The 26,382-nt window shown below is 38.5% G+C and carries 23 protein-coding genes; 17 read left to right on the forward strand and 6 right to left on the reverse strand.

Annotated elements, in window-relative coordinates; genetic code table 11:
• The first annotated feature begins 46 nt into the window (after window positions 1-46).
• The 11 genes from NYR60_RS03180 to lpxA all read left to right on the forward strand — a co-directional run bounded on the left by NYR60_RS03180 (window position 47) and on the right by lpxA (window position 11,270).
• Window positions 47-751 carry a phosphatase PAP2 family protein gene (locus NYR60_RS03180; protein WP_279467962.1) on the forward strand — a complete coding sequence of 235 codons (705 nt, stop codon included), beginning with the start codon at window positions 47-49 and terminating at the stop codon, window positions 749-751.
• Between the two features lie 2 nt (window positions 752-753).
• Window positions 754-1,671 carry an N-acetylglucosamine kinase gene (nagK, locus tag NYR60_RS03185; RefSeq protein WP_279467707.1) on the forward strand — a complete coding sequence of 306 codons (918 nt, stop codon included), beginning with the start codon at window positions 754-756 and terminating at the stop codon, window positions 1,669-1,671.
• Between the two features lie 63 nt (window positions 1,672-1,734).
• Complete coding sequence (gloB, locus tag NYR60_RS03190) at window positions 1,735-2,442, forward strand: hydroxyacylglutathione hydrolase (RefSeq protein ID WP_279467708.1); 708 nt, start codon at window positions 1,735-1,737, stop codon at window positions 2,440-2,442.
• A 174-nt stretch (window positions 2,443-2,616) separates the two neighbouring features.
• Window positions 2,617-3,330, forward strand: coding sequence for a polyprenyl diphosphate synthase (uppS, locus tag NYR60_RS03195; RefSeq protein ID WP_431831747.1), 714 nt, complete (start codon window positions 2,617-2,619; stop codon window positions 3,328-3,330).
• Window positions 3,331-3,350: 20 nt separating this feature from the next.
• Complete coding sequence (locus NYR60_RS03200) at window positions 3,351-4,220, forward strand: phosphatidate cytidylyltransferase (protein ID WP_279467709.1); 870 nt, start codon at window positions 3,351-3,353, stop codon at window positions 4,218-4,220.
• Window positions 4,221-4,226: 6 nt separating this feature from the next.
• The gene (rseP, locus tag NYR60_RS03205; RefSeq protein ID WP_279467710.1) at window positions 4,227-5,540 is read left to right on the forward strand and encodes an RIP metalloprotease RseP; all 1,314 of its coding nucleotides are present in this window, start codon (window positions 4,227-4,229) and stop codon (window positions 5,538-5,540) included.
• Window positions 5,541-5,603: 63 nt separating this feature from the next.
• Window positions 5,604-7,985, forward strand: coding sequence for an outer membrane protein assembly factor BamA (bamA, locus tag NYR60_RS03210; protein WP_279467711.1), 2,382 nt, complete (start codon window positions 5,604-5,606; stop codon window positions 7,983-7,985).
• Between the two features lie 101 nt (window positions 7,986-8,086).
• The gene (locus NYR60_RS03215) at window positions 8,087-8,902 is read left to right on the forward strand and encodes an OmpH family outer membrane protein (RefSeq protein WP_279467712.1); all 816 of its coding nucleotides are present in this window, start codon (window positions 8,087-8,089) and stop codon (window positions 8,900-8,902) included.
• Window positions 8,902-9,927 carry a UDP-3-O-(3-hydroxymyristoyl)glucosamine N-acyltransferase gene (gene lpxD, locus NYR60_RS03220; protein ID WP_279467713.1) on the forward strand — a complete coding sequence of 342 codons (1,026 nt, stop codon included), beginning with the start codon at window positions 8,902-8,904 and terminating at the stop codon, window positions 9,925-9,927. The genes NYR60_RS03215 and lpxD overlap by 1 nt, the downstream gene beginning before the upstream one ends.
• A 57-nt stretch (window positions 9,928-9,984) precedes the next feature.
• The gene (fabZ, locus tag NYR60_RS03225; RefSeq protein ID WP_279467714.1) at window positions 9,985-10,449 is read left to right on the forward strand and encodes a 3-hydroxyacyl-ACP dehydratase FabZ; all 465 of its coding nucleotides are present in this window, start codon (window positions 9,985-9,987) and stop codon (window positions 10,447-10,449) included.
• 26 nt (window positions 10,450-10,475) lie between these two features.
• Window positions 10,476-11,270 (forward strand): acyl-ACP--UDP-N-acetylglucosamine O-acyltransferase, encoded by a 795-nt coding sequence (lpxA, locus tag NYR60_RS03230; RefSeq protein ID WP_279467715.1) that lies wholly within the window; start codon window positions 10,476-10,478, stop codon window positions 11,268-11,270.
• 64 nt (window positions 11,271-11,334) lie between these two features.
• Here lpxA and ispC read toward each other — a convergent pair whose 3' ends face one another.
• A complete protein-coding gene (ispC, locus tag NYR60_RS03235; RefSeq protein ID WP_279467716.1) occupies window positions 11,335-12,525 on the reverse strand; it encodes a 1-deoxy-D-xylulose-5-phosphate reductoisomerase in 1,191 nt (396 codons plus the stop codon).
• Window positions 12,526-12,595: 70 nt separating this feature from the next.
• Window positions 12,596-14,806: a GTP diphosphokinase gene (gene relA, locus NYR60_RS03240; protein WP_279467717.1), complete on the reverse strand. Its 2,211-nt coding sequence runs from the start codon at window positions 14,804-14,806 to the stop codon at window positions 12,596-12,598.
• Window positions 14,807-15,104: 298 nt separating this feature from the next.
• On the opposite strand from relA, the gene hemA reads away from it, so the two are divergent.
• Window positions 15,105-16,418: a glutamyl-tRNA reductase gene (gene hemA, locus NYR60_RS03245; RefSeq protein ID WP_279467718.1), complete on the forward strand. Its 1,314-nt coding sequence runs from the start codon at window positions 15,105-15,107 to the stop codon at window positions 16,416-16,418.
• Window positions 16,419-16,538: 120 nt separating this feature from the next.
• On the opposite strand, the gene NYR60_RS03250 is transcribed toward hemA, so the two are convergent.
• The gene (locus tag NYR60_RS03250) at window positions 16,539-17,534 is read right to left on the reverse strand and encodes an LLM class flavin-dependent oxidoreductase (RefSeq protein WP_279467719.1); all 996 of its coding nucleotides are present in this window, start codon (window positions 17,532-17,534) and stop codon (window positions 16,539-16,541) included.
• A 200-nt stretch (window positions 17,535-17,734) separates the two neighbouring features.
• Here NYR60_RS03250 and der point away from each other — a divergent pair, with 200 nt between their 5' ends.
• The 5 genes from der to rsmA all read left to right on the forward strand — a co-directional run bounded on the left by der (window position 17,735) and on the right by rsmA (window position 23,311).
• Window positions 17,735-19,255, forward strand: coding sequence for a ribosome biogenesis GTPase Der (gene der / locus NYR60_RS03255; RefSeq protein WP_279467720.1), 1,521 nt, complete (start codon window positions 17,735-17,737; stop codon window positions 19,253-19,255).
• A gap of 110 nt (window positions 19,256-19,365) precedes the next feature.
• Window positions 19,366-20,796: a bifunctional D-glycero-beta-D-manno-heptose-7-phosphate kinase/D-glycero-beta-D-manno-heptose 1-phosphate adenylyltransferase HldE gene (gene hldE / locus NYR60_RS03260; RefSeq protein WP_279467721.1), complete on the forward strand. Its 1,431-nt coding sequence runs from the start codon at window positions 19,366-19,368 to the stop codon at window positions 20,794-20,796.
• A gap of 13 nt (window positions 20,797-20,809) precedes the next feature.
• Window positions 20,810-21,349 carry a bifunctional pyr operon transcriptional regulator/uracil phosphoribosyltransferase PyrR gene (gene pyrR / locus NYR60_RS03265; protein WP_279467722.1) on the forward strand — a complete coding sequence of 180 codons (540 nt, stop codon included), beginning with the start codon at window positions 20,810-20,812 and terminating at the stop codon, window positions 21,347-21,349.
• Between the two features lie 76 nt (window positions 21,350-21,425).
• Window positions 21,426-22,376, forward strand: coding sequence for a peptidylprolyl isomerase (locus NYR60_RS03270; protein ID WP_279467723.1), 951 nt, complete (start codon window positions 21,426-21,428; stop codon window positions 22,374-22,376).
• Window positions 22,377-22,441: 65 nt separating this feature from the next.
• Window positions 22,442-23,311 (forward strand): 16S rRNA (adenine(1518)-N(6)/adenine(1519)-N(6))-dimethyltransferase RsmA, encoded by an 870-nt coding sequence (rsmA, locus tag NYR60_RS03275; protein WP_279467724.1) that lies wholly within the window; start codon window positions 22,442-22,444, stop codon window positions 23,309-23,311.
• Between the two features lie 128 nt (window positions 23,312-23,439).
• Here the strand turns inward: rsmA and upp are convergent, their stop codons facing one another.
• The 3 genes from upp to NYR60_RS03290 form a co-directional block, all read right to left on the reverse strand.
• Entirely contained in the window at window positions 23,440-24,066 is a 627-nt protein-coding gene (gene upp, locus NYR60_RS03280; protein WP_279467725.1) for a uracil phosphoribosyltransferase, read from the reverse strand.
• Window positions 24,067-24,150: 84 nt separating this feature from the next.
• Window positions 24,151-25,827 (reverse strand): long-chain-fatty-acid--CoA ligase FadD, encoded by a 1,677-nt coding sequence (fadD, locus tag NYR60_RS03285; protein ID WP_279467726.1) that lies wholly within the window; start codon window positions 25,825-25,827, stop codon window positions 24,151-24,153.
• Between the two features lie 8 nt (window positions 25,828-25,835).
• Window positions 25,836-26,267 carry a SoxR reducing system RseC family protein gene (locus NYR60_RS03290; RefSeq protein ID WP_279467727.1) on the reverse strand — a complete coding sequence of 144 codons (432 nt, stop codon included), beginning with the start codon at window positions 26,265-26,267 and terminating at the stop codon, window positions 25,836-25,838.
• Between the last annotated feature and the right edge of the window lie 115 nt (window positions 26,268-26,382).

A 26,382-nucleotide genomic window follows, 5' to 3' on the forward strand; every position in this document is an offset into this window, starting at 1 on the left:
TAAGGAATTTTCCGTGATTAAAAAACTCTCGATTTTCACTTTTTTGATGTTACTTGTGCCGTTATTTACTTGGGCGACCGGTTGGAAATGGACATTTGGCGGAATGGATTACCGTCTTTACGATCTTGATTTTTGGTTGTTTTTCTTAACCGAAACGGGTTCAACGCCTTACGCATTAATTACCTGTGTGCTCTTTATGCTTTGCTTGATGTGGCTTGCACGTAAACGTTACTCATGGTTTTTAGTCGGTTTTATTTGTGCCGGTTCTGTTGTCGGCACGCAAATCATCAAAGAAGGAGCAAAAGCAGTATTTAAAGAGCCTCGCCCCTTTGTGACGGAAATGTTCCAAGCACAAACAGAACAATTTTACGCACTACCCAAAGTAGAACAAGCACAAACCGTGCTTTCTCTCGCTGAAAAAACGCATCCTGCTGATGCTGATTTTGTTGCAGAACATCAAGCGGGTGAATTAGGCTATTCATTTCCTTCAGGTCATACCATTTTTGCCGTTTCTTGGTTATTGGTCTTCGGTGGATTGCTCTTCGGTTTAACTGGAAAAGCGGTCATTTTTGCCCAAATTTTTGCAATTTTATGGGCAGGTTTGATGTTGATCAGTCGTTTACGCCTAGGTATGCACTACCCTATCGATTTATTTGTTAGCACGTTAATTTCTTGGGCATTCCACATTATCGTGTTTGTTTGGGTGATTCCTTTCTTAGAGACTTTCAAAATCTTTCAAAAGCGAGGCTAATTATGGCTATTTATTACGGTTTAGATATCGGTGGGACAAAAATTGAGTTGGCGGCATTTAATGAGCAGCTTGAAAAGCTGTATAGCGAACGAGTGCCGACCCCACAAACTAATTATGAAGAATGGCTTGATACGGTGGAAACCTTAGTACGTAACGCCGATCACAAATTCGGCGAACAAGGTTCTGTCGGTTTAGGCTTACCCGGCTTTGTAAATCGTGAAACCGGTATTGCGGAAATTACCAATATTCGAGTGGCTGACGGCAAAGCAATTTTAAAAGATTTAAGCGAACGTTTAGGCCGTGAAGTACGAGCGGAAAATGATGCTAACTGCTTCGCCCTTTCGGAAGCTTGGGATCCGAATAACCAACAATTCTCCACCGTACTCGGTTTAATTATCGGTACTGGTTTTGGCGGTGGTTTTGTGTTTGACGGTAAAATTCATTCCGGCAGAATCGGTATGGCTGGCGAAGTCGGTCATATGCAACTGAATTATCACGCTTTAAAGCTATTAGGTTGGGATAATGCGCCGATTTATGAATGTGGCTGTGGTAACCATGCTTGCTTAGATACTTACATTTCTGGTCGCGGCTTTGAGATGCTATTTAGAGATCTCATCGGTGAAAGCCTATCAGCAAAAGAAATTATCGAACGTTTCTATCAAAAAGAGCCGAAATTTGTCGAATTTGTGGATAAATATATCGAATTAATGGCAATCAGTATCAGTAATCTCATTACCATTCTTGATCCGGATATGATTGTATTCGGTGGTGGTTTATCTAATTTTAATCATATTTATGAGGCATTGCCAAAAGCACTTCCGCCACATTTAATGCGTAGTGCGAAAGTACCGGTCTTCAAAAAAGCGATTCACGGCGATTCCGGCGGTACACGTGGTGCAGCAGCACTCTTTTTAAAATAATTCGATTTGATGAATACATGGGCTTCCCATGTATTCTTTTTTTATATTTTATAGGAAAGTATTATGTTAAACATTACTCCCATTCCGGCACTCTCCGATAACTATATTTGGGCAATTCAAAAAGATAATGACGTGATTATTGTCGATCCGTCAGACGCTGCTCCCGTATTGACATTTATTGCAAAAAATCAGCTAAATTTGACCGCTATTTTATTAACACACAATCATCACGATCATACTGATGGTATGCCGGACTTACTCACTCATTACCCTCAAATACCGGTTTATGGCCCACAAGAAGTTGCTCAATTTGCTAATCATATCGTTAGACCAGAGGATCACCTCACTTTATTTGATTATGATGTCCAAGTCATTGAAAGTACCGGTCATACCGCTCAGCACGTTAGCTATTTATTCGGTAATGAATATCTGTTCTGTGGTGATTCACTATTCTCTGCCGGTTGCGGACGTGTCTTTACCGGCGATTATCAAGCACAATTTGAGGCATTACAACGCTTCAAAGCATTGCCTGAATTTGTTGAAATATTCCCTGCACATGAATACACATTAAGTAATCTCAAATTTGCAGAAGCAGTCTTGCCGCCAAGTTGTGAACTGTTTGAAATTCAGGAAAGAGCGGAAATTCTCCGTTCTCGTAATCAGCCAACCTTACCGACTACTTTAGCAAGAGAATTACAAATCAATCCGTTCTTACAAGCGGTCGATTTAGCTCAATTTATTGCATTACGCCAACAGAAAGATAATTTCTAGCCTATCTCTTTAATCAGGAAGTAAAAACTTCCTGATTTATTCACTTTCACTATAAACTTTTGCATTTTTATATGGTCAATTCCCTTGGTGTCTATCTTAGCGTCTTATCCTATGATATAGTTATTACCATTTTACTCATTTGTTAATTACTATCTAACTAAAGCGAGAACTTCTGTGAATTTTGATCCTCAAAATATGCCTCAACACGTTGCAATTATTATGGACGGCAACGGACGCTGGGCTAAACAACAAGGGAAATTACGCGTTTTTGGCCATCAAAAGGGAGTAAAAGCGGTACGTTCCGCAGTAAGTTTTGCCGCAAAACACGGCATTAAAGTATTAACGCTTTATGCTTTTAGTAGTGAAAATTGGAATCGACCAGAAGCGGAAGTATCCGCATTAATGTCATTATTTATGCGAGCCTTAGATTCCGAAGTAAAAAAACTGCATAAGAATAATATCCGCTTAAAAATTATTGGTGATAAAAAAGGATTCGATCAGAATCTCCAAAAACGTATCGCTGAATCTGAAGCACTTACAGCCCATAATACTGGACTCACTTTGAATATTGCAGCGAACTATGGCGGTTATTGGGATATTACTCAAGCAGCACAACAACTTGCCGTTAAAGTAAAATTAGGTGAAATCGGTGTTTCGGATATTACGGTAGACAGCTTTCAAAAAGCCTTGATAACAGGCGAACAACCTCAAGTGGATTTATTGATCCGCACAAGTGGCGAGCAACGTATCAGTAACTTTTTGTTATGGCAAATCGCTTATGCGGAACTTTTTTTCAGTCCGGTTTTATGGCCTGATTTTAATGATGAATATTTTAGTGAAGCAATTATTGCTTATCAACAACGAGATCGCCGTTTTGGCGGTTGCTAATAATTATAAGGGTTTTATCAATGCTTAAGGAACGTGTACTTTCTGCGATCGTTATGGTCATTGCCGTACTTGCTGGTATTTTTCTGCTTTCGCCGCTGCCATTAACTATTATTTTAGCCGCGATTATTACTGCGGCGATGTGGGAATGGGCTCAATTCGCCGGTTTTAAACATTCTTTATCTCGTGCTATTGTTGCTTTTGTGACGGTATGTTTATTTATTTTACTGATTTTTGCAAATTCGGATTATATCCGTGCTACTCGTTTCCTAACAGATGAAACCACTCCGCTACTCTTTATCTCTTGCATTTGGTGGTTTATCGCTTTCCTTTTAGTTGTCAGCTATCCAAAAACTGCAAATGTCTGGGCGAAATCTGTAATTGCTAAATTTTGTTTCGGTTTTTGTACCTTAATTCCATTTTTTATTGCGGCACTTGCTTTACGCTTTAATAACTATGCGATTGATGAATTTCAAGGAACCTATTTATTACTCTACGTTTGTTTATTAGTTTGGGGAGCTGATTCCGGTGCATATTTCTTTGGTAGAGCATTCGGTAAACACAAACTCGCTCCAAAAGTTTCTCCGGGGAAATCTTGGGAAGGTGCTATCGGTGGTTTAATTACTTCATCTGTGATCGCTTTTCTATTCTTAGAATTCGCACCGAATAATGTATTCGGACGTGAACTGGCGACATTACCGTTTATTTTAGTTTCGGTCGCTACAGTAGCTATTTCTGTACTCGGTGATTTAGCAGAAAGTATGTTTAAACGCCAAGCGAACATTAAAGACAGTAGTAACTTAATTCCGGGACATGGCGGTATTTTAGATCGTATTGATAGCTTAACCGCAGCAATTCCGTTCTTTGCAACCTTCTTTTTCTTTGTTTTATAGGATGTTATGACCTCTGTTATTGCATTTTTTATCTTAATTTGCGTACTGGTTTTCGTACATGAATACGGTCACTTTTGGGCGGCACGTAAATGTGGTGTCAAAGTGATTCGTTTTTCTATCGGATTCGGCAAAGTTTTATTTAAAAAAACGGATAAATACGGTACGGAATTTGCTTTCTCATTAATTCCGCTGGGTGGTTATGTACAAATGTATAACGGCGAAAGTGAGTATCAAGCTCCAAAAGAACAAATGCTTGAAAGTAAATCCGTATTACAAAGAGCTTTTATTATTATTGCCGGTCCACTCGCTAATTTTATTTTTGCCGTATTTGCCTACTGGATTGTATTTGCAAACGGTATTCCAACCTTAAAACCGGTTATTGGTCAGGTTTTACCAAATACGATTGCGGCACAAGCAAAGCTACCTACTGACTTTGAAATTAAGCGGGTTGATTCTTCTAACGTGCAAGACTGGGAAGAAACCACTTTAGCATTAATCGGTTCAGTCGGAAAAAATCAAGTCGAGATTGAAGGTAGTCTAATGGGCGAAGATCGTTTACAGCGATTTTCTTTGGATCTCTCAAATTGGAATGTGGACGGTAATAAAGAAAACCCACTTACTACATTAGGGATTCGTACCAAAAGCAGCATTGTTACCCCTGATATCAAACAGGTGATGGAAAATTCTCCAGCAGCTAAAAGCGGTTTACAAGCCGGCGATAAAATCCTATCAGTTAATCAAAAGCCTTTTGATTGGTTTGATTTAATTAAACAGGTTCAAACCGGACAAGTTATAGAATTAATCATCGAAAAAGCCGGTAAACACCAAACGGTATCTATTCAACCAGAAATGAAAGATGAACGTTATCTTATCGGTATTGTCCCGAATTATGAACCTTTAGCCGATAAGTATCGAACCGAGTTAAAATATGATATTCTAACTGCTTTATGGAAGAGCATTGAAAAAGTAGGTTCTTTAGTTAAAACAATCCTGCAATTTATTGGTAATTTAATTACTGGTGAACTCTCTCTCAAAAATATGGGTGGTCCGATATCTATGGCGAAAGGTGCAGGAGCAACTGCTGAAATTGGTTGGATTTATTACATTGGTTTTATGGCACTAATCAGTGTCAACCTTGGTGTAATGAATTTATTTCCAATTCTTCCGCTTGATGGCGGACAACTTATTTTACTTGGTGCTGAAGGCATTAAAGGTAAACCGCTTTCTGAAAAAATTCGTATGCGATTCCAACAAATCGGTGTATTTTTTGTATTAAGTTTAATGGCATTTGCCTTCATTAATGATCTGATTCATTTTTAATTTTTAGGTTATAAGCGGATATTTCCGCGAATAATTTTGTAAAACGTTCATAGGATAATTTCAATGAAAAAATTATTACTTTCTTCTCTTTTAATCGCAAACGGGGTCGTTGCTGCACCTTTTGTTGTTAAAGATATTCGTGTTGATGGTGTGCAAGCCGAAACAGAACAAGCGATTATTTCTGCACTACCTGTCAAAGTTGGTCAAACTGCAACAGATAATGATGTAGCAAATGTAGTAAGACAGCTTTTTGGTCAAAACCGTTTTGATGATGTACGTGCGACACGTGAAGGCAATACACTGGTAATTAAAGTGGCTGAACGCCCTTTGATTAATAGCGTAGATGTTGAAGGTAATAGTGCTATTCCTAAAGAGCCTTTACAAGATAATCTTAAAGCAAACCTGATTACTAAAGGTGAAATTTATGATGCTGCAAAAGTAGAAGGTTTTAAACAAGGTCTACTGGAACACTATCACTCTATTGGTCGTTATGAAGCAAAAATTGAAACAACGACAACACGTGCTGAGAATGGCGGCGTAAATGTCAAACTTAATATTACCGAAGGCGATGTTGCTTATGTTAAAAATATTAAATTTGAAGGCAACCAAGCATTTAGTGCTAAAGAACTTACCAAACAATTAGATATCCAGCCTGATGTATCTTGGTGGAATATTTTTGAAAGTAGTAAATTTGAACAAAAATCTTACAATCAAGATTTAGAAACTATTCGTGATTACTATCAAAATCGTGGTTATGCTCAATTTGCATTAAAAGATACGGATGTAAGTTTTAACGATAAGAAAACAGAAGTCGATTTGACTTATAAAATACACGAAGGCGCTCAATATAATGTGAGTGAAATTCGTATTATTGGCAACACAGCTAAATTAGATAAAGAGCTAAATGCTTTACTGAAAGACTTTAAGCCAGGTCAATTATTCCGTAAAAGCGAATTATTAGAAATTGAAGAAGGTATCAAACAAGTGCTTGGCGATCACGGTTTCGGAAGTGCCAAGGTCGATCTTTATCCAAAATTCAATGAGCAAGATAAAACTGTTCAGATCAACTTTGTTGTAGATGCAGGTCGTCGTATTTATGTTCGTAATATTCGTTTTGAAGGTAACGATGTTACTGCAGACTCAACATTACGCCGCGAAATGCGTCAGCAAGAAGGTGCTTGGTTATCGACAACTAATGCTGCATTAGGTAAATCTCGTTTAGAACGTACTGGTTTCTACGAGTCGGTTGAAATGTCAATGCCAAATGTTCAAAATTCAGATGACCAAGTAGATTTAGTTTATAAAATCAAAGAACGTAATACTGGCTCTATCAACTTTGGTATTGGCTACGGTACAGAAAGTGGAATCAGTTATCAAGCTGGTATTAAACAAGATAACTTCTTAGGTTTGGGTTCAACAGTCAGCTTAAGTGGTACACGTAATGATTATGGTACCAGTGTAAACTTAGGTTATACCGAACCATACTTTACTAAAGATGGTGTAAGTTTAGGCGGAAATATCTTCTATGAAGATTATGATAACTCTGATAGCGATACATCAGCGTCTTATAAACGTCAAACTTATGGCGTTAATGGTACATTAGGCTTTCCGGTAAATGAAAATAATTCATATTATTTAGGTTTAGGCTACACCCACGATAAATTAAAAAATGTAGAACGTGAATATACACGTGAAAAATATGTGAAATCAATGGATTTCCCAATCATTGCTGGTCATACGCATTATGAGCGTATCAAAGCGGATGATTTTGATTTCTCATTAGGTTGGAACTATAACAGCTTAAACCGTGGTTATTTCCCAACAGAAGGAACTACAGCCAATATCGGTGGTAAAGTGACCATTCCGGGTTCTGATAATAAATATTATCGCTTAAGTGCTGACTTCAGAAACTATTATCCATTAAACCGTGAACATAAATGGGTAGTTTCAACTAAAGCTGGTGTGGCTTATACAAAAGGCTTCGGTGGTAAAGAGGTTCCATTCTATCAATTATACTCTGCAGGTGGTATCGGTTCACTACGTGGTTTCGCTTACGGTGGCGTAGGTCCTAAAGCAATTTATTACTCCGCGGATCAACGTGCATTTACTTCTGTAAGTGATGATGTTATTGGTGGTAATGCAATGGCAACAGCAAGTTTAGAATTAATTACACCGACTCCGTTTGTTAGTGACAAATACCAACACAATGTGCGTACTTCATTATTTGTAGATGCGGCAAGTGTTTGGAATACTAAATGGAAAAAATCTGTATATCCAACTTTACCGGATTATAAAGATTACAAACGCGTACGTGCATCAGCAGGTGTGGCGTTCCAATGGCAATCACCGATTGGTCCTTTATCATTCTCTTATGCTAAACCAATCAAAAAATATTCCGGTGATGAAATTGAACAATTCCAATTCAGCATTGGTAGTTCATTCTAATTGTTAGTAAAAGCGGTCATCTTTCACAATTTTATTGTAAAAACGCTGAAAATAATGACCGCTATCTTTTATCAATAACACATTTAATTAAGGTAATGTTCATGAAAAAATTTTTTAAAGTAGCTGCAGTAAGTGCTGCATTAGCAACCGCAGGTTTAGCACAAGCAAGCGATACTATCGGCTTCGTAGATCCGAATTACTTATTACAAAATCACCCTGTTGCAATTGATGCTGCACAAAAATTCGATAAGTTTATTAAAGAAAGCCAAAATAAATTTGCTGCAGAAGAGAAAAAACTTGCAGCAGAAAACAAATCATTAACAGCTGAAAAAAATAAATTAGAAAGTGATGCTAAAAAATTACAAGCTGAACAAGCAAATGTTGAAGCATCACTTAAGAAAAAAGCAGCAGCATTAGAAAAAGATGCCCCTCGTTTACGTTCTAAAGAAATTCAAGCTCGCCAAAATGCTATCGAATCTGAATATAAAGCATTCCAAAACAAAGTTGCTGCAATTCAAAAGCGTGAAGCAGATTTTGGTAAGAAAGCCGAAGCATTCCAGAAAAAAGCAAATGCTTTCCAAGAGAAACTTAATAAAGCACAACAAGAAGCTGGCGGCAAAGATCCTCAAACAGTACAAAAACAAGTGGTAGAAGAAATTAATGCTACTATTAAAGAAGTAGCTAAATCTAAAGGTTACACTCTAGTCTTCCCACCTTCTGTTGCACTTTATGCAGAAGATGAAAGTAAAGATATTACTGAAGCTGTTTTAGACACATTAAAAGCTAAACATCCGGAAATCAAAATTGAGCAACCGGCACCAAAAGCAGATGTAACTCCAGAGAATGCTAAATCAGCTACAACAGAAGCATCTAAGCCTGAAGATACAGCAACTAAACCAGAAGAAGCGAAAAAATAATGGCTAGTTTCCGTTTAATTGAGCTTGCGGAGCAGATCGGCGGTACTCTAAAGGGTAACGCCGATTTGGCTATTTCCAGTATTGCCGCATTAGATAAAGCAAATTCGTCACAAATTACATTTATTTCCAATGCAAAATATCGTCCTCAGTTAGCACAGTCTCAAGCAGGTGCAATTATTGTCAGTGAAACAGATATTGAGTTTTGTAGCGAATCTCAAAATTTAATCATTGTTAATAATCCTTATTTGGCTTATGCACAACTTGCTCAATATATGGATTCCACACCTAAATCAGCAAATGGTATTTCAGCTCACGCAGTCATTTCGCCCGAAGCAAAACTAGGCGAGAATGTATCTATCGGAGCAAACGCAGTAATTGAAAGCGGTGTCGAACTGGGTGATAACGTGATTATCGGAGCCGGTTGTTTTATCGGTAAAAATACTAAAATTGGTACAGGTACTCAACTTTGGGCAAATGTTTCGGTATACCATAATGTTGAAATTGGCAGTCATTGTTTAATTCAATCTTCCGCAGTTATCGGTTCTGACGGTTTCGGTTATGCCAATGATAAAGGTCAATGGATTAAAATCCCACAAACTGGTGGTGTGATTATCGGTAATCGTGTAGAAATCGGGGCTTGTACTTGTATAGACCGTGGTGCTTTAGATCCTACCGTAATCGAAGATAACGTAATTATTGATAATCTCTGCCAAATTGCCCATAACGTACATATTGGTTTTGGCACGGCTGTTGCCGGTGGTGTAATTATGGCAGGAAGCCTAAAAGTAGGTAGATTCTGTCAAATTGGTGGTGCAAGTGTAATCAATGGGCATATGGAAATTTGTGACGGAGCCATTATTACCGGTATGAGCATGGTTATGAAACCGATCACAGAAAAAGGTATTTATTCATCGGGTATTCCTGCACAAACTAATAAAGAATGGCGTAAAACCGCTGCACTTACTATGAATATTGATGAAATGAATAAACGTTTAAAAGCTCTAGAAAAACGTTTATCCGAATAAACTAAACTTTTATAACTCACTTAATTAAAATTTATATATCTTATTGAGGCAAAATAGATGACTATTGAAGTACAAGAAAATAGAGAGCCAAGAGTAATTGAAGTGACTGAAATCATGGATATGCTCCCGCATCGTTATCCGTTTCTTTTAGTGGATCGTGTAACCGATTATGAAGAAGGTAAATGGCTAAAGGCGATCAAAAATGTAACAGTTAATGAACCTTGTTTTACAGGTCATTTCCCTACGAGTCCTATTTTCCCTGGCGTTCTTATTCTTGAAGCAATGGCACAAGCAACCGGTGTGTTAGCTGTAGCAACTCATGGTAAAATGAACCCAGATGAACTTTACTATTTTGCCGCTATTGACAATGCTCGTTTTAAACGTCCTGTTGTACCAGGTGATCAAATCGTTTTCGAAGTTGAGTTTTTAAAAGAAATGCGTGGTATCACTAAGTTTACCGGTAAAGCATTCGTAGATGGAAAATTAGTGTGTGAAGCAGATTTAATGTGTGCACGTAAATAAATATACTCCAAGCTCAAGGAGAAATTATGCGATTAATTGATTCAACTGCAAAAATCAGCCCATTAGCAGTAATTGAAGAAGGGGCTCAAATTGGTGCCAATGTAGAAATTGGTCCATTTAGTGTCATTGGAAAAGACGTAAAAATCGGTGCAAAAACGGTTATTCATTCTCACGTCGTGATCAATGGTCATACTGAAATCGGCGAACAAAATCAGATTTTCCAATTCGCCAGCATCGGTGAAATTAACCAAGATTTAAAATATCAAGGTGAACCGACTAAAGTAATTATCGGTGATCGAAACCGAATCCGTGAAAGTGTTACCATTCATCGTGGTACAGTTCAAGGCGGCGGTATTACTCGTATTGGTAACGATAACCTATTTATGATCAATACACATATTGCTCACGACTGTTCTATCGGCAATCGTTGTATTATTGCTAATAATGGGACATTAGCCGGTCACGTGACCTTAGATGACTTTGTTATCGTAGGCGGAATGTCGGCAATTCATCAATTCGTGGTCATAGGTTCACACGTGATGCTAGGTGGTGGCTCAATGGTTAGCCAAGACGTACCGCCGTATGTGATGGCTCAAGGTAATCATGCTCAACCGTTTGGTGTGAACCTTGAAGGCTTAAAACGCCGTGGTTTTGACAAACCGGCAATGCATGCCATTCGTAATGTGTATAAACTGATTTACCGCAGCGGCAAAACGATTGAAGAAGTTATTCCAGAAATTGAGCAATTTGCGACAAATGAACCAACTGTTCAGTTATTCTTAGATTTCTTTAAACGCTCAACTCGTGGTATTATTCGTTAATTCGTTGCCATATAGACAGGCGGTGTAATTTGCAAAATTTCTGACAAATTACACCGCTTGTTTTTTATAAATTAATCACAGCTTGCTCCGCTAATTCTCTTGCCAATTTATCAATATGTAATACATCAGCAATTTCTTTAACTTGAATCGGTGCAATATTTTCCACTACCGTTCTATTCACATTCACAATATCGATAAAACGAATACGTTCATTTAAGAAAGACTCTACTGCCACTTCATTTGCCGCATTCATTGCAGTTGTCGCATATTGCCCTTCCGCAAACGCATCAATCGCTAATTTCAAATTCGGATAACGGGCAAAGTCCGGTTCAATAAAGGTTAACTCTTTCAATTTAAAGAAATCTAACGGAGCTACTCCGGCATTAATCCGTTTCGGATACGCCATACTATGTGCAATCGGCGTACACATATCCGGATTCCCCATTTGGGCAATAACTGATCCGTCAATATAACGCACCATTGAATGAATAATCGATTGCGGATGAATAATAATTTCCATTTCATCTGCTGAAGCATTAAATAGCCAACGGGCTTCAATATATTCCAAACCTTTATTCATCATAGTAGCACTATCGACTGAAATTTTCTTACCCATCGACCAATTCGGATGTGCCACCGCTTGTGCCGGAGTAATACTTGCAAACTCATCGAGTGGTTTTACACGGAACGGGCCACCAGAACCGGTTAAAATAATTTTACTCACGCCTAACTCGGCAAGCGGGCAAAACCCAACTTTTTGTTGTGCTTCCGGCGGTAGAGATTGGAAAATCGCATTATGTTCACTATCAACCGGTAATAATTTTGCACCGGATTTTCTTGATTCATCAATAAAAATTTGTCCGCAAGTGACTAACGATTCTTTATTTGCTAATAAAACTTTTTTACCGGCTTTAACCGCTGAAAGCGTTGGTAACAAACCTGCCGCTCCAACAATCGCCGCCATGACCATATCCACTTCTGGATTTGCACTTAGTTCACAAATTGCCTTTTGACCACTTAAGACTTCGGTTTTCACATTGTATTGTTTAAGCTGTTCCGCTAATGCTTTTGCTGCATTCTCATCATCTAATGCGGCAAATTTCGGTTGAAATGATAAACATTGAGCCAACATTAACTCAACATTTTTACCGCCAACTAAACCGAATACTTCATATTCTGTTTGATTCTGTTCTACCACAGACAATGTACTTTTACCGATTGAACCGGTTGAACCTAAAATCACTAATTTTTTCATAGACATTCCTAATCATTAAAAAACAAGCGGTCTGTTTTGCAATTTTTTTGCAAATTTGACCGCTTGTCACTTAATTTGATAAACGTTTCGCTTCAATCACATCTTCAAGTTGTGCAATACGTGCTAATAATTTACCCAGCATTTCAACATTGCTCAGTTCAATCCCCATATCCATAATGGCTAGACTCCGTTTTGCATCAATACGACTTGAAACACTCAATACATTCACTTTTTCATTTGCCATTACTGCACTCACATCACGCAATAAACCGTTACGATCATTTGCGGTAACCCGAATCGCTAAACTGAAACCACTCGCATAATGCGTACCCCATTGAGCACCGACAACACGCTCTGGGTTTGCACTACGCAATTCAAATAACTGTTCACAATCAGCACGATGAATCGAAATTCCTCGTCCTTGCGTGATATAGCCAACAATTTCATCGCCCGGAATCGGCTGACAACAACGAGCAATGGTGTGCATAAGATTACCAACACCATCAATAATAATTGATCCACTTTTACCTTTTTGTTGTGCGATATTATTGGCATTTTTATTGACTTGTTTAAGAACCGCTTCATCTTCTTGCTCTGCGGTCGGCTTGATCAACTTACTTTGTAAATAATGGCTTAATTGATTTAAGCGAATATCTCCGCCACCAATACCTGCATATAAATCATCCATTTGTTTCAGATTATAACGAGGCAAGGCATACTGCTCGATTTGCTTATAAGTAAAACCGAAACGAGCCATTTCCGCTTCTAAGGATTCTTTACCAATCGGAATATTTTTCTCACGATCCAGTTTTTTAAACCATGCAATAATTTTGGCTCGTGCTTTAGATGTATTCACGAAGCCGGCATTCGGATTCAGCCAATCTCGACTTGGGTTCGGATTTTTCTGGGTAATAATTTCAACTTGATCCCCCATTTGCAACAAATAGGTGAATGGTACAATTCGACCGGCAACTTTAGCTCCGATACAACGATGTCCAACTTCGCTGTGAATTGCATAAGCAAAATCAAGCGGCGTTGCATTTTTAGGTAAATCGATCACTTCACCTCGAGGCGTAAACACATAAACACGATCATCAAATACTTGTGAACGCATTTCCTTAGCCATAATCTCGCCGGAATCAGCAATATCATTTTGCCACGCTAATAACTTACGTAACCAAACGATTTTTTCTTCATAACCGGAACGACCTGCTGTTGCACCTTCTTTATATTTCCAATGTGCCGCCACACCCAATTCGGCATCTTCGTGCATTTTTCGGGTACGAATTTGCACTTCAATCGGTTTTTCACCTTGACCTAACACAACCGTATGAATAGATTGATAACCATTTGGTTTCGGATTAGCAATATAATCATCAAAGTGTTCAGGTAAATGTTTATATTGTGTATGGATAATCCCTAAAGCGGTATAGCAATCTGCTAAATTAGGCACGATGACTCTAACTGCTCGAATATCAAATAATTGTTCAAAACGCAGATTTTTCTTCTGCATTTTTTTCCAAATACTGTAAATATGTTTTGGTCGCCCATACACTTCCAAATCTTCGATTTGTTCACTTAGACAGGCGGTCAATTCTTGCACAAAATTAACAATATAACTTTCACGTTCTAAACGGCGTTCGCCAAGTTGTAAAGCAATGACTCGGTAACATTGCGGATGTAAAGCACGGAAACAGTAATCTTCCAACTCCCATTTAAGCTGACCGATACCTAAACGATTAGCTAACGGTGCGTAGATATGCGAACACTCTTTTGCCGCTAAAACCAAATCTTCTTCTGTATGACGATGCTTTCCTCTCAAATAAACAATACGCTCCGCTAATTTAATTACAACACAGCGGAAATCATCCACCATCGCAAGTAACATACGGCGAATATTGTCAATTTGTAAATCAGAGGCACTATTCGCACTTAGCTGTCGAATATTGTCCATTTCAATCACGCCTTTCACGAGATTTTTAACTTGGTTACCGAATTTTTCTTTGACCTGTGCAAGGTCGATAATATGATTCTTTACGAGAGGAAACAGCAATGCAGCAAGTAGTGAATCGTCATCCATATTTAAACCATGTAAGATTTCGACCATTTCGATACTGTCCCACATTAAGTGATAACTGTCTGTATCTAATTTTTCTTGTGCATATTGCCAAGCGATTTGTAATTCATCAAAGGTTATCGGCGATATTTGTAAAGCAGCACCCCAACTCGCTAACTCAAAAGTACCAAGGTTAAGCTCGTGTGAACGGCGAATTGCTACCATAAATCCTCCTTTGCAAAATATCGCGAAAATTTAACCGCTTGTCGGTTGAAAAGATGTGGCACATTATACTGCGATTTAAAAATTATTGTTAGCAATTGTCGCCTTCTTGCTATTTTTCTTTGCTATGCGAAATAACAAAATCATATTTTTGCATGCTTTATATATAACTCTATTAAGGTAGTCTAATTGTGATAAATCAAACCAATCTCTACAATTATTTGCACCGATTTATATGATTCGCTAGAATAAAAAGATTGTGACGGCTTTTGCCGTTTTTTATTTTATATGTGGGATATAGATGACAATTTTAGCGCTTGGGATTAACCATAAAACAGCCTCGGTAAATTTGCGTAGTAAAGTGGCATTTGATGATCAAAAACGCCAACTTGCTTTTGAGCAAATTCAACGCCGTTCGCTTGCTGAAAGTGTTGTGATTCTATCAACCTGTAATCGTACTGAATTATATTTCCATCACTCTGAAATTACTCCTCGAGAAGAACACGAAGACAATATCGTATGGCGTGAAAAATGTTTTGAATGGTTTGCGGAAATTCATCAACTTGAACACGATGAATTACGTGAATGTATTTATTTCAAACAAAATATGGAAGCGGCACGTCATCTTATGCGAGTGGCGTGTGGGTTAGATTCCCTTATCCTAGGTGAACCGCAAATTTTGGGTCAAGTAAAACAAGCCTATCAATATAGCGAGAATTTTTACCAATCGCAGAATAGCCATATTTCTACTAAATTATCTCGTCTATTCCAACGTACGTTTTCTACTGCAAAACGTGTTCGTTCCGAAACGGACATCGGATCAAGTGCGGTTTCAGTTGCCTACGCTGCTTGTGGTTTAGCTCGTCAGATTTTTGATAATTTTGGGAAATTACGCTTTTTATTAGTCGGTGCCGGTGAAACGATTGAACTAGTTGCACGCTACTTAATTCAACATGGTGCTAAAAATATTATGATTGCTAACCGTACTCCGCAACGTGCTGAAAAACTGGCTGAACGTTTAGATATTCCAATGCAAATTCTGTCATTAAGTGCGTTACAAATCGGCTTAAACCAAGCGGATATCGTCATCAGCTCGACAGGTAGCCCGGATATGCTGATTAGCAAAGAAATGGTGGAAATCGCACAGAAACAACGCCAGTTTGATCCGATGTTACTGATTGATATTGCCGTGCCTCGAGATATTGATGAAAATGCCGGCGAATTAGATGCCGTATATTCTTATAGCGTAGATGATTTACAACATATTATTCAACGCAATATGGCACAACGGGAGCAAGCTGCCGAGCAAGCAGCACAAATCGTAGATGAAGAATGTAAAGCATTCTTTGAATGGCTTAAACAACTGCAATCTAGTGACTTAATTAAACGTTATCGTCAAGATGCCGAACAAACGCGTCAAGAATTACTCAATAAAGCAATACAAGCGATGAGTTCAGGACAAGATACGGAAAAAGTCTTAAATGAATTAAGCTATAAACTGACTAACAGCTTATTACACGTGCCAACCCAAGCCTTACAAGCAATGGCGAAAAGTGGCAACTCTAAAGGCTTACAATCTTTCTCTAAAGCCTTGAAATTAGAAGAAATGGAATAGCTCACAATATTAATAATCAAGCGGTCACTTTTTTTGTAAAATTTTCCCATTCTTAAATGAAAAATGGTTAGCCCTCGGCTAACCATTTTTTATCTTAATTTAAGGCTTCAATTCTCTGAATTATCTTTGATAGGATTTTACAATTTCTGTAAATTTTCTGAGTGAGTCCAGCCATTTTTCTTCATCGAAAATATAGCCTGTCAACATAATTTCATCGACTAATTCAGCATATTCATCCATAAAATCAGCATATTGCTTAGTCACCGAGTCTTTACTACCGATAAAAATACCGCCACTTTGTAAATCAATAGAATGGCGTTCGCCTGCAGAATAGTATAGCGAATCCATATTCTCAACCGGTGGCTTTACAAAAACATTCTCACCACGTTGTTCATTTAAAAAGAGCTGTTTAAGCGTACTGTTTGTGTAATGCGCTTCAGCATCCGTTTCTGCGACATTAACATTCAAACAAAGTACCATATAAGGCTTAGCATAATGTTCAGAAGGTTTAAAATTTTGGCGATAAATCTCCGCAGCCTGTTTTTGTTGCATAGGTAAAAAATGAGATGCAAAAGCATACGGCAATCCTTTTTCTGCAGCAAAATACGCACTTGCCGGACTAGAACCTAAAACAAAAATCGGTATATTCGTCCCCACACCCGGATAAGCATTAATACCATTTGGTTGCTCTTTACCGAAATAAGTTTGTAAATCCGCAACATCTTGTTCGTAATGAGTATGAGATATAGCCTGACGGCGTAAAGCGGCAGCGGTAAAAGGATCTGCCCCCTTAGCACGCCCCACCCCGATTTCAACTCGGCTTGGAAATAGTGTTGCCAACGTTCCATATTGTTCCGCCACAATAAGTGGACTATGATTAGGCAACATGACACCACCAGCACCCACTTTAATTCGCTGAGTATGATGTAATAATGTCGAAACTAAAATCTGGGTGGCCGAGCTGGCATAAGCTCGAATATTATGATGTTCGGCAATCCAAAAGCGTTCAAATCCCAGTTCTTCGGCCAGTTTTGCCTCTCGAATCACCGAATCAATTGCTTGTTTGCGTGTAAATCCTTCACGTACAGGTACAAGACTTAAAGCTGATAATTTCATTTTGCTCTCCGAATATTAAGTTTGGAATTATACAAATCCCTTCATAAAAAGGAAATTGTGTATATTTCATTTCACTCAACAAGATTTACAGAAAATCGACCGCTTGTTTTCGATCCTTTTTCCGTTCTCAATGCTTTTAGTATATAATATGGCGATTTTGCGACTCGCAAAGACAGAATTTTTAGAAGGACAGAATAATAATGACTCCAGTTGTTGCCCTTGTCGGCAGACCGAATGTGGGTAAATCCACTTTATTTAACCGTCTAACCCGCACACGTGATGCGTTGGTTGCGGACTTTCCGGGGCTAACTCGTGACCGTAAATATGGTCATGCCAATATTGCCGGTTATGATTTTATCGTAATTGATACTGGTGGTATTGACGGTACGGAAGAAGGTGTAGAAGAAAAAATGGCGGAACAATCGCTACTCGCGATTGAAGAAGCCGATGTTGTGCTTTTCTTAGTCGATGCGCGTGCTGGTTTATTACCAGCCGATATCGGTATTGCACAATACTTACGTCAACGTGAAAAAACGACCGTGGTCGTAGCAAATAAAACGGACGGTATTGATGCGGATTCACATTGCGCGGAATTTTATCAATTAGGCTTAGGTGAAGTTGAACAGATCGCAGCGGCACAAGGTCGTGGTGTAACACAACTTATCGAACAAGTCTTAGCACCACTTGGCGAACAATTAAATGCGGATCAAGCGGTCGAAAATGATGAAGATTCTGCAAATGAAGAAGCGGACGAATGGGATACTGATTTTGACTTCGATAATGAAGATGATACCGCATTACTTGACGAAGCACTTGAAGAAGAAAGCGAAGAATCTATCGAAGATAAAAATATCAAGATTGCTATCGTTGGTCGTCCGAATGTGGGTAAATCAACGTTAACCAACCGCATTCTCGGTGAAGAACGTGTGGTGGTTTACGATATGCCGGGGACGACACGTGATTCAATCTATATTCCGATGGAACGTGACGGTCAGCAATATACGATTATTGATACAGCTGGCGTGCGTAAACGTGGTAAGGTCAATTTAGCGGTGGAAAAATTCTCCGTAATTAAAACCCTACAAGCGATTCAAGATGCGAACGTGGTATTACTTACCATTGATGCACGTGAAGGGATTTCTGATCAAGATTTATCACTACTCGGCTTTATTCTAAATGCCGGCCGTTCACTTGTAATCGTCGTGAATAAATGGGACGGTTTATCACAAGATATTAAAGATCAAGTGAAATCCGAATTAGACCGCCGTTTAGACTTTATTGATTTCGCACGTGTGCATTTTATTTCTGCATTACACGGCTCAGGCGTAGGTAACTTATTTGATTCCGTGAAAGAAGCCTATACGTGTGCGACACAGAAAACATCAACTTCGATGCTGACACGTATTTTACGTATGGCTGCAGATGAGCATCAGCCACCGTTAGTAAACGGTCGCCGTGTTAAATTAAAATACGCTCACCCGGGTGGTTATAATCCGCCAATTATCGTGATTCACGGTAACCAAGTCGAAAAATTAGCGGATTCTTATAAACGTTATTTAAGTAATTACTTCCGTAAGAGCTTGAAAATTATCGGTTCGCCGATCCGTATTCAGTTCCAAGAAGGTAATAACCCGTTTGCCGGTAAGAAAAATAAACTCACACCAAACCAATTACGTAAACGTAAACGCTTGATGAAGTTTATTAAAAAAAGTAAGAAATAATTAGACAAATCTCTCCCTTATTAGTACTCGTCTTTGGCGGGTATTATGACTGAACAAGGTTTAAGGCACTCGTCACAGACGAGCGCCATTATTTAATTGAGAAATTAACTATGATGATGCAATACTCTCCGAAATTTAATAATGCTAAAGTGCTTGTACTTGGCGATGTAATGTTAGACCGTTATTGGTTTGGTGCAACAAACCGTATTTCTCCAGAAGCACCTGTGCCAGTGGTAAAAGTACAAGATATCGAAGAACGTGCCGGTGGCGCGGCGAATGTGGCAATGAACATTGCCAGCCTTGGTGTACCGGTCGCTCTTCACGGTCTAATCGGGCAAGATGATGCCGGCCGTGCTTTAGATAAATTACTCAATTCACATAATATCCAAAACCACTGTGTTGCATTGGACTCACACCCAACCATCACTAAATTGCGTATCCTTTCACGTCACCAACAGCTTTTACGTTTAGATTTCGAAGAAGGCTTTCATCATGTCGCAAGCGATGCTTTGCTTGCAAAACTTGAGCAAGAAATCACCGCTTATGGTGCATTAATCTTATCGGATTATGGCAAAGGTACACTTGAATCGGTACAGAAAATGATTCAAGTGGCTCGCAAAGCCGGCGTACCGACACTCATTGACCCGAAAGGTACCGATTTTGAACGCTATCGAGGTGCAACGCTCTTAACGCCGAATATGTCTGAATTTGAAGCAGTGGTTGGTCACTGCAAAGATGACGATGAAATCGTAGAGAAAGGCTTAAAACTTATCGCTGATTTAGAATTAACTGCGTTATTAGTCACTCGCTCAGAAAAAGGTATGACGTTATTACGCCCTAATCAGGCACAGTTCCACTTACCGACCCAAGCGAAAGAGGTTTATGACGTAACCGGTGCCGGTGATACAGTAATCAGTGTACTTGCCACTGCGATTGCCGACGGTCGTCCTTACGAAGAAGCCTGTTATTTAGCAAATGCAGCAGCTGGTGTGGTTGTCGGTAAATTAGGGACTTCAACCGTCACACCAACGGAATTAGAAAATGCCATTCATCATCGTGAAGAAACCGGTTTTGGCGTTTTAGCGGAAGATGAATTAAAACGTGCGGTAGAACAAGCAAAACAACGAGGTGAGAAAATTGTAATGACTAACGGTTGTTTTGATATTCTACACCCAGGTCATGTTTCTTACTTAGAAAATGCACGTAAATTAGGAGATCGTTTAATTGTAGCGGTAAATACCGATGAATCGGTCAAACGCTTAAAAGGCGAATCTCGCCCGATTAACGATTTAAATGCTCGAATGGCGGTACTTGCCGGTTTAGCTTCAGTGGATTGGGTCGTACCTTTTGCAGAAGACACGCCTCAACGTCTTATCGGTGAAATCTTACCTGACTTATTAGTCAAAGGTGGTGATTATAAACCTGAAGAGATTGCTGGTAGCCAAGAAGTTTGGGCAAATGGCGGTGAGGTGAAAGTATTAAATTTTGAGAACGGTTGTTCAACAACAAACGTTATCAAAAAAATTCAAGCATCCAAATAAGTATTGAGCCATAATGGAAAAAATTATTATTGACTCGGAACAATTTCAACGCACTATCTCTCGCATCTCACATCAAATTATTGAGAAACATTCCTCACTCGATAATTTGGTGTTAGTCGGGATAAAACGTCGAGGTGCTGACATTGCAAACATGTTACAAAAAAGAATTAATGAGTTAGTTCAAATACAACTACCATTAATGGCTTTGGACATTACATTTTATCGAGATGACCTCAATGTGATACATCAAGATCCAATCTATTCTGGTGTTGAAGATCAGATTGATATTACCGGAAAAAATGTTATCCTGATTGACGATGTACTATTTACTGGTAGAACTATTCGGGCAGCACTTGATGCACTACTTGATTTTGGACGAGCGACTCGTATAGAGCTTGTGATTTTAGTCGATAGAGGTCATAGAGAGCTTCCGATTCGAGCTGACTACGTCGGAAAAAATATTCCTACTTCAAAAAATGAAAAGATTCAAGTTCGGACACAATGCTATGATAATGTAAATCAGGTGGCTCTAATACGTGCCAATCATGAATAAGTGTCGGAACCTTTTTAAGAAATTTAGCTCTAAGTGTTTTTAGAGCTTATCTTTAACCTTTAATAGGAAATAATAAATGAAATTAATCTCGGCAAAATCTTTATTAATCGCATTGGTTACTGCTATTGGTATTTCTCAAACAGCCAGTGCTGTAGAAGAACGTGTCGTTGCACTCGTGAATGGTGCACCAATAATGGAAAGCCAAGTCCAACGCACATTAGGGAAAAAAGCTAACTCGGAAGCAAATCATAAAGCAGCCGTAGAACAAATCATTGACGATATCTTAGTTCAAAAAGCGGTAAAAGAAGCCGGTGTAAAAGTGAATTATGCTAAAGTCGATCAAGTCATTGAAGATATTGCTGTTCGTAATGGTATTACTTACGGTCAATTACTAGATGCGTTAGATTATCAAGGCATTACTTTAGAGCAATACCGCCACCAAATCGCACAACAAATGGCAATGGAACAAGTGCGTAATATCAGTATCAGCAAGTCTATCCAAGTAGACCCTCAAGCGGTACAAGCAAAAGCAAAAGAAATGCTTGCAAAAGATAAAGCTAACGGTAAGCTCAAAACTGTTAATGGCACACAGCATAGAGTGAGCCATATTCTGATTAAAACCTCTCCGGTATTAAATGACTCGCAAGCAAAAGCTACCTTAAATAAAATCGTTGCGGATATTAAATCAGGTAAAACAACCTTTGAAGAAGCAGCGAAAACATATTCGGTTGATTATCTTTCTGCAGCGGACGGTGGCGATCTAGGCTATAATTTCTTAGATATTTATGATCCTGCATTTGCAAAAGCAGCTAAAACTGCTAAACAAAATCAAATTACCGCACCATTTAAATCTCAATTTGGATGGCATATTCTTAAAGTTACTGGGACTCAGCAAGGAGACCGTACTGAGGATGCTTATCATCAACGTGCGTATGAACAGTTAGTTGATAAACAAGCTCAAGAAGCTGCAAAAGATTGGGTAAAAGCGTTAAGAAAAACGGCTGATATCCAATACGTTGGTAAATAAAAATAACTTATTTCTTAAGAACCTCGCTCCTTGCGGGGTTCTTTGCTTATTTGAAAAGGGTAAAAATGAGTAATCAAAATTCAAAAAAACATTTAGGTCATACCGCTCGCAAACGTTTCGGTCAAAACTTTTTACATGATATGAACGTTATTCATAACATTGTTTCGGCAATTAACCCTAAAAATGGTCAATTTTTACTTGAAATCGGACCGGGTTTAGGTGCATTAACTGAACCAGTAGCCGAACAAGTCGATAAACTCACGGTGGTTGAGCTAGACCGTGATCTAGCCGAACGTTTACGTCACCATCCATTCTTAAATCATAAATTAACGATTATTGAACAAGATGCGTTACGCTTTAATTTCCGTGAATATTTTGAAAGCCTTGAATTAAAAGAAGGTGAAGGCGTACGTGTATTCGGTAACTTACCGTATAATATTTCAACACCATTAATGTTTCATTTATTCAAATTCTACGATTTGATTCAAGATATGCACTTTATGTTGCAAAAAGAAGTGGTAAAACGTTTATGTGCGGCACCAAATAGTAAAGCATATGGTCGTTTAACTATTATGGCACAATATTATTGTCAAGTAATGCCGGTATTGGAAGTACCGCCAACCGCATTCAAACCCGCACCGAAGGTTGATTCTGCGGTGGTACGTTTAATGCCGCATAAAGTATTACCGCATCCAGTAAAAGATGTGTATTGGTTAAACCGTGTCACTACACAAGCATTCAACCAACGCCGTAAAACATTGCGTAACGCACTCTCAACCTTATTTAGTCCCGAGCAATTAGAAGCACTCAATATCGACTTAAACGCACGTGCGGAAAATTTAAGTATTGCAGATTATGCCCGTTTAGCTAATTGGTTGTATGACAATCCGCCTGCAGTGGATAATCAAGAAGAAATTGTTGACGAAGATATTTAGTGTAAAACAAGCGGTTCAATCTGTAAAAAATTTTGCAAATTAGACCGCTTATCACAATACAAACACACACTTTGTAGATATAAAAAAACCTAAGATATGCTCTTAGGTTTTTTTTATTTTATCGGTAATTATTTCGTACCAAAAATCTTATCGCCGGCATCACCTAATCCCGGAATAATATAGCCGTGTTCATTTAGATGACTATCAATTGAAGCCGTAAATAACTCAATATCCGGATGTGCAGCTTCTAATGCTTTAATCCCTTCTGGAGCCGCTACAAGTACAAGTACTTTAATATGTTTACAGCCTGCTTTTTTCAATAAATCAATTGTAGCAATCATTGAACCACCGGTTGCTAACATTGGATCAACGATAATCGCTAAACGCTCTTCTACATCGTTCGCTAATTTTGTGAAATAAGGCACTGGTTCTAACGTTTCTTCATTACGATAGATACCTACCACACTAATACGTGCACTTGGAATATGTTCCAACACACCGTCCATCATCCCTAAACCGGCACGTAAAATAGGTACTACCGTTACTTTTTTGCCTTTAATACGTTCAACTTCAACTTTACCGCACCAACCGTCAATTTCGACTAATTCTGTTTCAAGATCAGTCGTTGCTTCATATGTTAATAAACTTCCCACTTCTGTCGCTAATGCACGGAAATCTTTGGTATTAATATCCGCTGCACGCATTAAGCCTAATTTATGTTTTACCAGTGGGTGTTTCACTTCTACAATTTTCATTTATCGCTCCTAAGGCATTTTGATGCTCACGTTATTTTATTTTGGCAGAATTTAACATTCCACCTCTCCTAAAATCTATTCATTTTACACTTTTGCTAATTCTTCATCTCTTAGCACTCGACGCAGAATTTTACCCACATTACTTTTCGGTAATTCATCACGAAATTCGATTTCACGTGGAATTTTATAGCCTGTTAGGTATTGACGGCAATAATTGCGTAATTCTTCACGAGTTAAACTTTCATCCTTTTTCGTCACAAAGATTTTTATAGCCTCACCCGATGATTTACTTGGTATACCGATTGCAACCACTTCATTAACTTTAGGATTATGTGCAACTACATCTTCAATTTCATTCGGATAGACATTGAAACCGGACACAATGATCATATCTTTTTTACGATCAACAATACGTAAATTCAGATCTTCACCCATGACAACGATATCACCGGTTGCCATCCAACCGTCTTTTAACACCTCTGCGGTATCTTCCGGACGTTGCCAATAGCCTTTCATCACTTGAGGACCTTTGACCCAAAGTTCTCCTCTCTCACCCATAGCAACATCATTACCTTCATCATCAACAATACGAATATCGGTATTAGGTACAGGTACTCCTATCGAGCCTGTATGTTCTATCGAGTCACTACGTGTTGCAGCAATCAGCGGCGAACATTCTGTCATCCCATAACCTTCAATAATATGACAATCGGTTAATTCATGCCAACGTTTTGCCACGGCAGATTGAATTGCCGCACCGCCACCGACGCTTAATTTTAAATTTGAAAAATCAACTTCTTTGAAATGTTCATTATTTAATAAGGCATTAAATAATGTATTTACGCCTGTCAACGCTACTACCGGATATTTTTTTAACTCTTTCACAAACCCAGGAATATCACGAGGATTAGTGATCAAAAGCCCCGTGATCCCCATCTCAATAAAGAGTAAGCAGTTTACCGAAAGAGCAAAAACGTGATAAAGCGGTAAAGGAATCACTGCAATACGTTCTTTTCCCTCTTTTAATAAAGGCTCAGCAACCCATTTTGCCTGCTGGATATTTGCAATCACACTGCCATGGGTCAACATTGCACCTTTCGCTACGCCTGTTGTCCCCCCCGTATATTGTAAAAACGCAAGGTCATCACGATCTAATATTGGCTTAACATATTGACGTTGCTTACCGATACTGAGTGCTTCACGAAAACTTACGGCATGAGGTAATTTATATTTAGGGACTAATTTTTTGATATATTTCACCACAAAATTAACCAAAGTACGCTTACCAAATGAAAGTTGATCGCCCATTCGGGTAAGAATTACGTGTTTTACACTGGTATTAAATACAACTTTTTCCAATGTTGCTGCAAAATTAGAGATAATAACAATAGCCTTTGCACCACTGTCATTTAATTGATGTTCTAATTCTCGAGGAGTATAAAGAGGATTAACGTTTACAACCACTAATCCAGCTCTCAAAGCACCAAATAATGCAATAGGATACTGCAATAAATTCGGCATCATAAGCGCAATTCGATCACCTTTTTCTAAACGCAGTTCATTTTGTAAATAAGCGGCAAAAGCTCGGCTACGTTCTTCTAACTTACGAAATGTCAACACTTTGCCCATGTTAATATAAGCTGGAATATCCGGATGTTTACGCACCGCTGATTCAAACATCTCAACTAACGAATCATATGGTTGAACATTAATTGTATGTGGTGAACCTTCCGGATAATTTTCTAACCAAATTTTTTCCATATCGTTTCCTATTGAATCCGTTTTAAAAATACAGGAATAAACTCATTTACCTGTTTTTTATTCATTATTTTTTTTATGCTCCAAAAAGTTATTCCGACACTTATCAACACGAAAACAGTCACTAATAACTCGTTTGAAATCAATTGAGAAAAACCGATCGCTGAAATAACTAACACAAACAGAGGAACACAATAAATCCAAAACACACTAAATAATAGGGTCTGCTCTGATAAACCTATTTGAATTTGGTCGCCTACTTTTAACGGCTCATTTACCGGTAACTCAAGCAAAGATACAAATTTTTCTCCGGTCAGTGCCGATAAAGACTTCGTACCGCAACTATTCCTTGCTGCACAAGAGCCACAAGCACTCTTAGCACTACATTGAACGGTAGCAATACCATCTTGATATCTGATCACTGTTGCAGTTTCGATCATCATAAACATTCCCTCAGGAACTAAAAATAGCATAGTAAAATGCTTATGCTATTGTATAAAAATAAAAGCGGTAAGATTGTAACAAATTTTTACAAAAAATTCGCTAAATCTTACCGCT

Origin of the sequence: Actinobacillus genomosp. 2 (genome assembly GCF_029773605.1) — a bacterium.
GTDB lineage: Bacteria > Pseudomonadota > Gammaproteobacteria > Enterobacterales > Pasteurellaceae > Actinobacillus.